Origin of the sequence: Actinotignum saccati, assembly GCF_051265055.1 — a bacterium.
In the GTDB taxonomy this organism is placed as follows: Bacteria; Actinomycetota; Actinomycetes; order Actinomycetales; family Actinomycetaceae; genus Actinotignum.
The window spans coordinates 25,236-37,318 of record NZ_JBOZCC010000009.1 but is presented as its reverse complement, the minus strand read 5'-3'; the positions used below and the strand labels follow the sequence as shown (position 1 = coordinate 37,318).

Below are 12,083 nucleotides of genomic sequence, written 5' to 3'. Positions count from 1 at the left end.
CCCGAAAACAAAGTGTGCGTAAGAGCACCGTTTCGGAGCGATTTCGTGTTCCTTGCGCACACTACACGGGATGCGCTGTCTGAAATACACACTTCGAAGAGGCGAGACACCAGGCCGGACAGCAGAATGTACATAGGTGACAGTTTTTCCGCGATTTAATGTCCGTGGCGTACATCCTGTGGCCCTAACAGTCCGAAACGCACGTTCTGCAGCCTTGAAGCTTGAATCTGACCCATTCCGCCTGCCCCGCGCCGGCGGGAGGCGGGTGTGTTTTTCCGACGTGTACTTCGCATGTACGACATCTGCACTACAGCTCTGACAACACCTACCACCCCCGCAGGGGCTAGTGCGCCGATTGTGGTTCGTGTGACTTGTGGGATTTCCGCGACCAGTTCCCGCGTTGGCCCGGAAAACGTAGTGCAAATTGGCGCACGGTTTTGGCGGTTTTTCTGTCACCAGGTTGCACTACGTGGCGTGCGCGGTCCTGGATTTGCATTATGTGGTGCCGGGCGACAGCATTCGAGCGATGGCGCTCCGGCGCAGGCGGCCCGCCGCGGTACCGCGGTGCCGTAGCCAATATTGGTGGCGCCGCCCCGCGCCCGCACCACCCCCGTCAACACCCCAGCACCGCCGCCACCAGCGCAAATGGTCATACTCTGAGACAGTTACCTCGGAAGATAAGATTTACCACATAGTTATTTAAGTCGTGCTTGAACACCTTCCAAACGGTTTATAATCGCGGGGCGCCAGGAGTACCTCGAGTCATCAAGGTGTTTCCGCAGCTGAGCCACGTGTTTGGGGGCGTCTCACCGCGCCGCCGGGGCGTGGAATCCGGTAAAAACGGGTAACTAATAAGGGATCTAAGAATGCAAAAATTAAGAACGGGAGCGGCGCGTTCGCGAGTCGCGGCGCACCGGTTGATCACGGGTGCGGTGGCGGCGCTTATTGCCGCCGTCGTCGCGGTGGGCGGAGCGATTCCGCTGACCGCGCCGGCCATGGCCGCGAACGTGCGAGTCACAACGAATGGTGACAACGCCGCAAACACCACCGGCGACAACACCAACGCCACCGGCGAAAACACTGAAAACTCTGAAAACGCCGAGCGCGCCGCGGAAGCAGCCTCGGCCCGCTTGGAAGTCGCGGTGGCCGAACCTGCCGACCAGAAAGCCAACGGCGTGAAATCCGGCGCCCTGGCCAGCTACGACGTGCAATGGTCCTGCGCCGGCGTGCAAGGTCAATGCGAGAACACCACTCTCAGCGTGACCATCCCCGGCCTGGTCGATTCCATTTCCAGTGCCGATCAGCTCCCTCTCACCCACGTGAGCGCCACCAATTCTTCCCACGATCAATCCGCAGTCCCGGTGCGCGAAGGCGATACCTACACCTGGAACCTGGGCACCGTGCCGGTGGGAACCACCGGCGCCATGCGCGTGCAGGTACGCCCGGAGAACCTGCGCTGGCCCGAAGGTGAAGCGATCCACCCGAAGGTGGCCGGCGAAACAAACGGCCTGGTAGCCGACCCGGTGGAACTGACCACCCCGGTGCATGCCACCCCACCATCGCGGTCCGTAAATTCGCTCCCGAATCCCAGCCGGCCATCGGTGGCCAGTACACCTACACCATTACCGCCGGTTACGAAGGCGCCTTCAATACCAACGAAAACAAATTCAAGGACCCGGGCACCGGCACTCCCGGCCTCATGGGCCTCACCGAAATCCGCCTGGTCGATACCCTGCCCGAAGGTGCAGAATTCGTACGCGCCACCAATGACGGCACCTACGACCCGGCCACCCGCACCGTCACCTGGGTGGTTCCCGGCTCACCCGTCGTACGCGCCATCGAAGATTACCGCGTCACGGTAGCCTTCCCCGCCGGCACCTTCGCCGAAGGCGCCAGCGCCACCAACAACGTGCAAGCCACCGGCACCCCGCTCGATCCCAAGCACGCGGACGTCACCGCCACCGATTCCGTGACCCGCCAGCTGCAAAACCTGCGTGCCGAAGGCAATTTCCGCAAAACCGCCAATAAGGCCGTGACCCAGCGCGACGGGGAAGCCAGCTGGGATATTTCCTGGTCGAATACCGGGAATGTTCCCCTGCGTATGCACGTGGCTGATAACCTGCCCTGCCGCTACGTCTCCCCGGAAACGCCCGGTGCCTGCGCCACCCCGGCCCTGCGCAATGTCAAGGCCGGCCTGGTCCGCCCGCTCCGTAAGAATGTCCCGGCGAAAGTCACCTACACCACCACGAGTGGGACGCAGCTGAGCGTCGTCGTCGACCCAACTACCACACGGGATTTTGACCTCCCCGTTCCCGCGGGAGAAGAGATCACCTCCATCGCCCTGGACGTGGACGTATTCAACGGTGAACGGAGCGATATCACGCTGGAAATCCGTGGAACTGTGGTGGCGGACTTCCCGGCCGATGTGCATAACGGCACCACCGCGCCCGACGGCGCCACCTACAGCTCCGCCCCGCGCTACGAGGTCCCCACGCTGGAGAATCGCGCCGTCGTGACCGCGCAATCCCTCGATTTTGCCGGCAACCCGACCCCGGACCTGCCCGCGAAGATTACCACGCGGGAATCCGCGGCGCAGGTCGCGATTGTGGACGGTTACCCCACCTACGGGGTGTCGAAAACCTCGCACCTGGGCGGCCAGATGGTCGGCAACCTCGACACCAAACCCGGCGAGCTCTTCCAAACCGGACAGACCTACACCTTCGGGCTGGGCTTCTACACCGGCAAGGGCGCCAAGCTCTCCCCGGTGATCATGGACCTGCTCGCTCCCGGCATGGAATACGATCCCACGCAGAAGATCACCACCTCCGCGAACTGGCCGGCCACCCTCCCGCTCGACAAAATGCGGGTGGAAACCGAAATGAAAACTGTGGACGGCAAGCAGCGCCAACTGGTGCGTTTCACCTGGCCGAACGACGGCGCGGGCGCGGGTAACGGCGCCGGTACCGGCGAAGGTACGGGCGACGACGCTAACGGCGCCGCGGGCACACCCGGCAGCACAGGCGACTACTTCGCCCCGCCCAGCACCGGCGATCAAAGCCGCTCCAACTCCTCGGAAATGGTGCTCTACTTCGGCGCGAAAATCACCGCGGCCACCGAGCCCGGCGAAAACACCAATGACATGATCCTCGCGGACGCCAAGCGCCCGAACCTCGGCACCGCCGTCGCCCCGAACCAGTGCATCCGCAACTGGTGGGCGGAAACGAATAGCCGCAAACTCACCGATAACCTCGACGGCCTCAACCGCCCCGAAGCGCGCGGCTGCACCACCTCCACGAAGTTCAACGTGGCGGGCTTGCCGGCGCTCGCGGGCAAGAATTACGTGAAGGGCGACGTCGATACCGAGTTCCAGGCCAACCCGAATTACGGGACCGTTTCGCCGGCCTCCAATGCCGAACTCAAGCTGGACCTGGTCAATAACGGCAATGCGGGGGTCTCCGGGGTGGTGGCCTACGATGTGCTGCCCTACCCGGGTGACCACGGCGTGAGCGGGGCCAATACCCCGGAAAACGAGCGCGGTTCCACGTGGCGCCCGCGCCTCAACGGCCCGCTGACCTTCGGGGAAGGTACTCCGCAGCCCACCTCGGTGCTGTACTCCACCTCGATCAACCCGTGCCGCGGCGAAGTTATGGAGCTGGGCGCTGCCCAGGATTCCAGCCCGCAGAATTGCGAGCCGGGCACGTGGAAGACCGCCGAGGAACTGGGCGGGGACTTCTCCCAGGTGCGTGCTTTCCGGGTGGAATTCCCGCAGGATGCCAAGCTCACCCGCGCGGATACCTGGACGATCAACGCCAATGTGACGGCCCCGGCCGCCGCCCGCGGTATCGCCTGGAATAGCTACGCGGTGACCGGCAAGAACGCCGAAACCGGCGCGCCCGTCATGCCGACCGAGCCGGCCAAGGTGGGGCTGACCATGCCCTTCGACCTGGACCTCACCAAGGAAAATATTCACGCGAAATCCGCTGATCTCGGCGTGCTGAGCGAGAAGGTTGCCGCCGATCCCGCGCATGCCGGCCTGGCCGAGGGTATGCAGCTCGCCGATATCGAGAAGCAGAACGAAACCGAGCGTTGGGCCACCGGCTCCGTGGTGGAGTACGTGGTGCGCGCCAAGAACGCCGGCCCCGGCTTCGCCACCGGTGTGGAAATCACCGATATGCTCCCCAAGGGCGTCACCTACGTGGGCTACTGGAGCACCAACGGCGGATACGATGCCGCCACCGGCACCTGGCGCATTAATGACACGGTGACCGAAGTTGTGGATCCGAGCACCGGCGACCCGGTGGAGGGCGCGGACCCGAGCGCCACCGATGATGCCTACCTGCGCTTCACCCACGAACGCGGGATCGCCCCGGGCGGCGAAGAGGTGCTGCACCTGTACGCGGTGGTTGATGAAACCGCGCGCTCCCAGCAGGTCTGCAACGAGGCCCTCACCCCGGCCAAGGATCGCCTCGATTCGAAGGGTCAGAAGTTCGCGGGCACGAAGGCGAATGCCTGCCTGACCGTGGGCGTGAACCTGGGGGATCGCATCTTTGAGGATACGAATAACAATGGCGCGGAGGATCCGGGCGAGCCGGGCCTGGCGGGCGTGACCGTGAAGGTGTTCCGCCCCGGCGATACGGAACCATTTGTTACGACGACGACGGACGCCAGCGGCAAGTACCTTGTGCGAGGCCTGGAACCTAGCACGTACTCGGTTGTGGTTGATCGCGCCACCCTCCCGAAGCGCGAGGGGACCTGGGAAACTACCCATGTCCGGGAAGGCTCGGGCGATAAGGAGAAGGCCAGCTCCGGGGAAATTACCCTGAGCACCGCAGATGTGCTGGATGCCGATTTCGGCTTCCACTACGTGGCGCCGGTCCCGCCCGTCCCGCCGCAGCCCCCGGTACCGCCGGAGCCTCCGGTGCCGCCGGCACCCGAGCCGACAACTCCGGAACCGACCACGCCCGCGCCGGCTCCTTCGCCGACGACCACGGCGCCCGCGCCGCAGCCGACGACGGATCGCGCGCAGCCCGATCCGGAGCCCACGCCGAGCGTGACAACGACGGAGCCGGCTCCGCCCGCGCCGGAGCCGCAGCCCACCACGCCGGAACCCGTGCCAACAACCACGGCGCCGGCACCCGGGCCGCAGCCGACATCGCCCGAGCCCACAACTCCGGAACCGACGGTGCCCGCGCCGAGCTCGCCGGAGCCGAGCGCTCCGGAAGCAACAACGCCGGTCCCGAGCACCCCGGTGCCTACGGCGAGCACCACGGCGCCCGCGCCCCAGCCCAGCGCAAGCACGGACGGGCCGGCGGCGTCGTCGACCCCGAGTGCGAACCCAACTCCGCCCGCGCAGGCTGGCTCCGGCCCGCGCCTGCCGCACACCGGTGCGGGAGTGCTGGGAGCCGCGGGAGCGGTCCTCGCGCTGCTGGCCGGCGGGGTGCTGGTGCTGCGCCGTCGTGGAGAATAGTGGCGGCGGGGCGGATAGTGCCGCCGGGTGAATAACCGGAGCGGTACATCCGCAGCGGTGTAGCGATGAGGCGGGAGGCCGAGCGTGAGAGCGCCCGGCCTCCCGCCTTTGGCGTGCTCGCCCGAGCGCCGCGGCGGCACGGTGCGCGGCACGGTGCGCGGGAACCGCCGCGACGCTTCGCGTGCCCACGTCAGGCACACCTTCCCCGGGTTTGTGTTTCCGCTCACAAGTTATAGAATGGTCAGTGGTCCAGGCCACGGCTCGCGCCGGCGGCCGCTCTCACGTAACCGAACAAGTCAGAAAGAAGCCCGCACATGACGCAAACACCAGTCACTCCCGCGCATCCGGAGCCTGCCGCCCGCGATCCGCACGAGGGCAAGCGTGCGGGCCTTGCCTATTTCAACGATGCCCAGCAGGCTTTTAGCGCCGGCAATATTAAGGACGCCATCGAGCTCTACCGCGCCGCCGCGGATGCTTTCGAGCGTGACCCGGAGCTTTACCTCGAGCGCGCCGTCACCAACGGCCAGCTGGGCATTTCCCTCAAGGCCGTGGGGGAGATGGACGAGGCGGCGGATCGGCTCGGCCGCGCGATCTCGCTCTTCCAGCAGTTCCCGGAAAACGGCGACGCCGCCGTGAGCATGGGCAATTGCTTCTGGCATATCGGCGAGATCAACGAGGAAGCCGGCGATTTCGACGCCGCCCGCATCTCCTACAACCAGGCGTATTCGGCCTACCGCACCGCGCCGAATACCCAGGAGCTCCAGATCGAAGTCCTCCAAAAACTGCGGTCTATCTAGGCCGGCTCATCCGTCTCGACATGTCTACGCACGCCACCGTTACCGAGCTGCTGCGCGCCGGGCTCGCTGCCCTCGAGCGTCACAATGAAGATGAGGCCCGCGCCCGTTTCGTGGAGGCGCGGGAAACCGAGCGCCGCGCCGCGGGTGGCCGGAGCGCCGGCGGCATTCTCGCGGGCGGCACCCTTCCCGGTGGCGACCATTCTGGCGGTGCCTTTTCCGATTCCGCACGTCCCGGCGATTCCGCGCCTGAATTGTTTGCCCAGGTGAGCGACCCGGATGCCTTGTATTTCGCGGCGCTGGCCACCGGGCAGCTGGGGGAGAACCCCCTCGGCCTTGCGCGCCGCGCCGTGGAGGCGTATCGCGCCGCGCCGCCGTCATTACGGGCTGCGCGCGCCTGGGAAACGTACGGATATTTTTTGCACGACGGCGGGGGCGACGCCGCAGCTGCTCAGGCCATGCGGGAGGCGGCCGGCGTGTACGCAGCTTTGGGTGGGCACGAGGCCCAGCAGGCCAATGCGCTGTATAACGCCGGAATCTCCTACGCGGAAGCCGGCGATCTCACCGCTGCTATCGCGGCTTTGGAAGCGGCGCTGCTGCCCGCGGGTGCGCTGCCGGAGGTGGATTTGGGGCGGGTGGCCATTCGGGCAACCCTCGCCGCGGCGCGCTTGGACGCCGGGCAGTTCGCGGCGGCCGCGCGCGATTACCGGGCGGCGGAAGCGGCTTTCGCGGCGCTCCCCGGCCAGGAATTTAATGCGATTGATTGTGCTTTCGGGCGGGCGCGCGCGGTGCTCGGGAGCGGGGACTACCCGGCCGCCGCGGCGCATTTTGCGGAAGTCGCGGCGCGCGCCACGGAGCTGGCCGGCGGGGAGCCGGCTGCCGAGCGTGCCGATGCGGCGGGTGTGCCCGAGCCAAGCACCACCGCCACCGAAGCCGAGCTCGCTGCCTGGGAAGTCGCCGCCATGTCCTGGCATCACGTTGCGGTGGCCCAGGCCAAAAACGGCGCGCCCGCGCAGGGCGTTCCCGCCATGCGCACAGCCGCCGCGATCTACGCGGGGCTGGGCGAGGAACTCTCCGCCGCCCACTGCCGCGGACTGCTCGGCGATTTACACGCTGAAGCTCGGGATATGATCGCGGCGCGCACCGCCTGGCAGGCCGCCATCGCGACGCTCGACGCTGCCGCTGCACAGGCTGCGGCACACGGCGGGGAACTCCCGGCCGGCCCGGCCCGGGACCTGGAAGAATTCCGCCGCAAACTTCGCGCTGCCGGGGGAGCGCTCGCTTAACACTTGGGCAGCTACCGCCCGGCCGCTCGCTTCGCGCACGGCTAGCGGCCAGCCCGCCGCCGGGCGCGCAGCCGTGGCAAAAATGCTGGTGGGGCGCGGGGCGGCGTCGTCGTACCTATCACGTAAGCTTGGAAGTGCGGTGCTAACCGGCACCGGTTCCCGGCAACGAAGAGGTTGATCGTGACAGCACAACACCCCGGCACTGTTATCCACCCGCCCCAGCAGCGCGACCAGTGGTGGCGCGATGCCGTTATTTACCAGATTTATCCGCGGTCCTATGCGTCGAGCGGCGGGCCGCTCGGCACCTTGCCCGGCATCACCGAAAAATTCGATTATTTGGAGAAGCTCGGGGTGGATGCGGTGTGGCTTTCGCCCTTCTATGTATCCCCGCAATTCGATGCCGGGTATGACGTGGCTGATTATCGCGACGTCGATCCGCGCTTCGGCACCCTCGCCGATGCCGAGCGGCTCATCGCGGCAGCCCACGCGCACGGTATGAAAGTCATTGTGGATATCGTCCCGAACCACACCTCCTGGGATCACAAGCTCTTCCGGGAAGCGGTGCTGGCCGGCGCGGGCGCCCCGCAGCGCGATAATTTCTGGTTCCGGCCCGGGCGTGGGGAAGGTGGAAGCGAGCCGCCAACCGACTGGCTGTCCTCCTTCGGCGGGCCGGCCTGGTCGCAGGTCAAGGACATTCCCTGGGTGAAAGGAACCCCGCAGGAACACGAAGAAACCTGGTACCTGCACCTGTTTGATCGTTCGCAGCCTGATGTCAACTGGGAGAGCCCAGCTATTCATGATGAATTTGCTCACACCATTCGTTTCTGGATGGATCGCGGCGTGGACGGCCTGCGGGTGGATGTGGCCCACGGACTGGCTAAAGACCCGGCCCTCCCGGACTGGCCCTACAAGGTGGAGGACGTGCGCTACAACCCGGACGTGAACGTGCCGCCCGCCCCCATGGCCAACCAGCCCGCCGTCCACGATATTTACCGCGAATGGCGCGCGATCCTGGACGAATACGGGCGCGATCGCATGATGGTGGCCGAAGCCTGGGTGGATACCGAGGAAGACCTGGCCCGCTACGTGCGCAGCGACGAAATGCAGCAGGCTTTCAACTTCGAATACCTTTCCGCGCCCTGGCGCGCGGACCGCATTAATGCGCTCATCGAATCCTCGCTGCGGGCCACCGACGCCGTAGGCGCCCCCACCACCTGGGTGCTCTCCAATCACGACACCCTGCGCGCCACCTCGCGCCTGGGCCTGGAGGGCGTGACCACCGGCTGGTGCGGGAACGGCCCGAGCGGCATCGGCCCCGATGACCCGCAGCCCGATGCGGCACTGGGGGCGCGCCGGGCCCGCGCCTGGCACACCCTCACGGCGGCGCTGCCCGGGTCCTACTACCTCTACCAGGGCGAAGAGCTCGAACTGCCCGAAGCCACCCAGCTGCCGCCCGAATCCCGCGAAGATCCCACCTTCGCACGCACCGGCGGCGCGGAACTGGGCCGCGACGGCTGCCGGGTGCCCATCCCCTGGCGCGCGGACGCCCCGGCCTTCGGATTCTCACCCGAGGGGCAAAGCTGGCTGCCCCAACCCGCGGACTGGCGCCGTTTCGCGGTGGACGCGCAGGAAGCCGATCCGGAATCCGCGCTCGCCTACTACACGGAGCTGCTGCACCTGCGCGCCCGCTACGACCTGGGCCTGGGCGGATTGCGCCGCGCGCCCGAGTACGCCGGCAGCGGCGTCGCGCTCATCAATTTTGCGGGCGACGACGCCGCCACTTCCCGCGGAGACCTCTTGATTATGACGGCCTTTGCCGAGCCCCTCCCCCTGCCCGAAGGCTGGGCGGTGCTCCTCAGCTCCGCGCCGCTGGAAGAAGGGGTGCTCCCGCCCGATACCACGGTCTACCTGGTGCCTTTCAGCACGGATACCGAGGAAGGGTGCTGATGGCGCGGCTGGCGGCGTCGTCGCCCGAATGGTGCGCCCGCCACAACGGGCGCACTCACCACGGGCGTGCCCGTCGCAACCCCCGGATGCACACGCGAAGGTGACATTAAATTAGAACTGTAGAACGCAAGATAAGTCACACTGTGGTGTAAACTAGTATCACCACACAGGCAAGGGAGCCGGGCGCTACGGTGCTGTCGCGGTTGCGGCTTTCTTGCTGGCATTGACGATCATAGGAGACGTAACGATGCATTCAGTGAAGAAGATTGCGGCTCTCGCCGCAGCTGGGTTGGTGGCCATCGCGGGATTGGGTGGCTGCGTATCCAATTCCGATAGTGGCGGAGGAAGCGAAGGCGGGGCCGGCAAGGTCTACTTCCTCAACTACAAGCCGGAATCGGACCAGGCATTCCAAGAATTGGCGAAGAAATACCACGAACAAACCGGGGTGGATATTAAAATCGTATCCGCGACCGGCGGTTCGTATGAGCCCACCCTCGCCAATGAGCTCGGGCGTGCGGACGGCCCCACTATTTTCCGCGTGGACGGCCCCATCGGCCTGGCAAAATGGAAGCAGTACGCCAGCGATATTTCCGATGCTCCCTTCATTGAGGCTATGACGGATAAAGAAATGGCCCTCAAGGGAGATGACGGCAAGGTTTACGGCGTCCCCCACGCGGTGGAAGGCTACGGCATCATTTACAACGATGCCATTTTGCAGAAGTACTTCGCGCTGCCGGGTGCCAAGGCGAAGTCCGTGGACGAAATCAAGAACTTTGACAAGCTCAAGGAAGTCGCGGACGATATGCAGGCCAAGAAGGACGAGCTCGGCATCAAGGGCGCCTTCGCGGTCACCTCGCTCTCCCCGAATGAGGACTGGCGCTGGCAGACCCACCTCATGAACTGGCCGCTTTTCTACGAACTGCGGGATAAGGGCGTGCAGGATACCGGGAGTATCGAAGGTACCTACCTGGATAATATGAAGAAGATCTTCGACCTGTACCTCACCGATTCCACGGTGGATCCCTCGCAAACCACCGCGAAGGCGGTCACCGATTCCATGGCGGAATTCGCGCTCGGCCAGGTGGCTTTCGTGCAGAACGGTAACTGGGCGTGGTCGCAGATTGATGGGGTGGACGGCAATACCGTCAAGTCGGAAGATATTCACTTCCTGCCCATTTACATGGGCGTCAAGGGTGAAGAAAAGGCCGGTATTTCGGTGGGTACTGAAGCTTACCTGACCATCAATAACAAGGCCTCGGATGCCGATAAGAAGGCCTCGATGGACTTCCTCAACTGGATGCTCAATGATCCCACCGGTGCCAAGCTCTGCGCGGAGGACCTCGGCTTCATCGCCCCCTTCAAGGAATACGCCAGCCTCTCGCCCACCGACCCGCTCGGTAAGGAAGTCATCAAGTACATGAAGGATACCGAGCACTACAACGTGGCCTGGGACTTCCAGGTGGCTCCGTCCATGGACTTCAAGAACGGACTGGGCCAGCACCTGAGCCAGTACGCCGTCGGTAAGGAAAGCTGGGATCAGGTGAAGGACTACTTCGTCACCCAGTGGAACACTGAGAAGGCAGCTGCCGGGGTGAAGTAGCTGGCCGGTGCGGGCGCCACGCAGCGCCCGCGCCTACTGCTACCACACCTGCCTTGCCTGAGGTGAGGCGCGGGGCTCACCATCGCGGTGGGCCCCGCCTCTCACAGGGGGTTTCTCATGAAAACATTGAAAAAACACGGGCTTGCCTTCGTGGGGCCCACGTACGTGGCGTTCGGGATAGCTTTCCTCGCCCCGTTCTTTATCGGTATCTATCTTTCGTTCACGAATTTCACCACGCTGGATGATGTCACCTGGGTGGGCGTGCAGAATTACGTCAATGCCTTCACGGAGCAACAAAACTACGTTGGGGCGTTGATCTTCACGGCTTCGGTGGCGATCGTATCCATTATCAGCGTCAATATCATCGCGTTCTTCCTGGCGTATCTGCTCACGCAGAAACTACCCGCCACGAATTTCTATCGCACGATTTTCTTCATGCCGAATCTCATCGGCGGGATCGTGCTGGGCTACACCTGGCAGTCCCTCCTCAACGCGATCCTTTCCAATTACGGCACCACGCTGGTCAATGACTCGAAATACGGTTTCATCGGCCTCATCTTGCTGGTCAATTGGCAGATGATCGGCTACATGATGATCATCTACATCGCCGGCTTCCAGAATGTTCCCGCCGAACTCAACGAAGCCGCGCAGATCGACGGTGCCAGCCGCTGGCGCACCCTGCGCTCGGTCACCATCCCCATGATGATGCCCTCGATTACGATCTGCCTCTTCCTGACGCTGGCGAACACCTTCAAGATTTACGACCAAAACCTGGCGCTCACGAACGGTGCCCCCATGCGGGAAACCGAAATGGCGGCGCTTAATATCGTCAAGAGCATGTATGAGCAGGTCGGGCAGCAGGGAGTATCGCAGGCCAAGGCCGTGATCTTCTTCCTCATCGTCTCCTCGATTGCGCTCATCCAGCTGCGCGCCACCCGCACGAAGGAGGTGGACCTGTGAGTACCGAAACTGGCAAACGCGCGGTCGCC

7 protein-coding genes are annotated in these 12,083 nt (G+C 64.7%); all 7 read left to right on the top strand.

Features of this window, described 5'->3' with window-relative positions; translation table 11 throughout:
* Positions 1 to 866 precede the first annotated feature (866 nt).
* The 7 genes from ACRQEC_RS07720 to ACRQEC_RS07690 all read left to right on the top strand — a co-directional run bounded on the left by ACRQEC_RS07720 (position 867) and on the right by ACRQEC_RS07690 (position 12,054).
* Positions 867 to 1,862: a hypothetical protein gene (locus tag ACRQEC_RS07720; protein WP_336620283.1), complete on the top strand. Its 996-nt coding sequence runs from the start codon at positions 867 to 869 to the stop codon at positions 1,860 to 1,862.
* 239 nt (positions 1,863 to 2,101) lie between these two features.
* The gene (locus ACRQEC_RS07715; RefSeq protein ID WP_306471261.1) at positions 2,102 to 5,467 is read left to right on the top strand and encodes an SdrD B-like domain-containing protein; all 3,366 of its coding nucleotides are present in this window, start codon (positions 2,102 to 2,104) and stop codon (positions 5,465 to 5,467) included.
* Positions 5,468 to 5,781: 314 nt separating this feature from the next.
* Positions 5,782 to 6,264, top strand: coding sequence for a tetratricopeptide repeat protein (locus ACRQEC_RS07710; RefSeq protein WP_026428701.1), 483 nt, complete (start codon positions 5,782 to 5,784; stop codon positions 6,262 to 6,264).
* 20 nt (positions 6,265 to 6,284) lie between these two features.
* Positions 6,285 to 7,547: a hypothetical protein gene (locus ACRQEC_RS07705; protein ID WP_284890415.1), complete on the top strand. Its 1,263-nt coding sequence runs from the start codon at positions 6,285 to 6,287 to the stop codon at positions 7,545 to 7,547.
* A 180-nt stretch (positions 7,548 to 7,727) separates the two neighbouring features.
* The gene (locus ACRQEC_RS07700) at positions 7,728 to 9,494 is read left to right on the top strand and encodes a glycoside hydrolase family 13 protein (protein ID WP_284890413.1); all 1,767 of its coding nucleotides are present in this window, start codon (positions 7,728 to 7,730) and stop codon (positions 9,492 to 9,494) included.
* A gap of 247 nt (positions 9,495 to 9,741) precedes the next feature.
* Complete coding sequence (locus tag ACRQEC_RS07695) at positions 9,742 to 11,094, top strand: ABC transporter substrate-binding protein (protein WP_284890412.1); 1,353 nt, start codon at positions 9,742 to 9,744, stop codon at positions 11,092 to 11,094.
* Between the two features lie 117 nt (positions 11,095 to 11,211).
* Positions 11,212 to 12,054, top strand: a complete 843-nt coding sequence (locus tag ACRQEC_RS07690) for a carbohydrate ABC transporter permease (protein WP_284890411.1) — start codon at positions 11,212 to 11,214, stop codon at positions 12,052 to 12,054.
* The last annotated feature ends 29 nt before the right edge of the window (positions 12,055 to 12,083 follow it).

What these genes read in the sequence shown, in the direction of transcription:
- ACRQEC_RS07710 (WP_026428701.1), top strand. Translation starts at nt 5,782, where the DNA reads ATGACGCAAACACCAGTCACTCCCGCGCATCCGGAGCCTGCCGCCCGC.
- ACRQEC_RS07720 (WP_336620283.1), top strand. Translation starts at nt 867, where the DNA reads ATGCAAAAATTAAGAACGGGAGCGGCGCGTTCGCGAGTCGCGGCGCAC.
- ACRQEC_RS07690 (WP_284890411.1), top strand. Translation starts at nt 11,212, where the DNA reads ATGAAAACATTGAAAAAACACGGGCTTGCCTTCGTGGGGCCCACGTAC.
- ACRQEC_RS07695 (WP_284890412.1), top strand. Translation starts at nt 9,742, where the DNA reads ATGCATTCAGTGAAGAAGATTGCGGCTCTCGCCGCAGCTGGGTTGGTG.
- ACRQEC_RS07715 (WP_306471261.1), top strand. Translation starts at nt 2,102, where the DNA reads ATGCACGTGGCTGATAACCTGCCCTGCCGCTACGTCTCCCCGGAAACG.
- ACRQEC_RS07705 (WP_284890415.1), top strand. Translation starts at nt 6,285, where the DNA reads ATGTCTACGCACGCCACCGTTACCGAGCTGCTGCGCGCCGGGCTCGCT.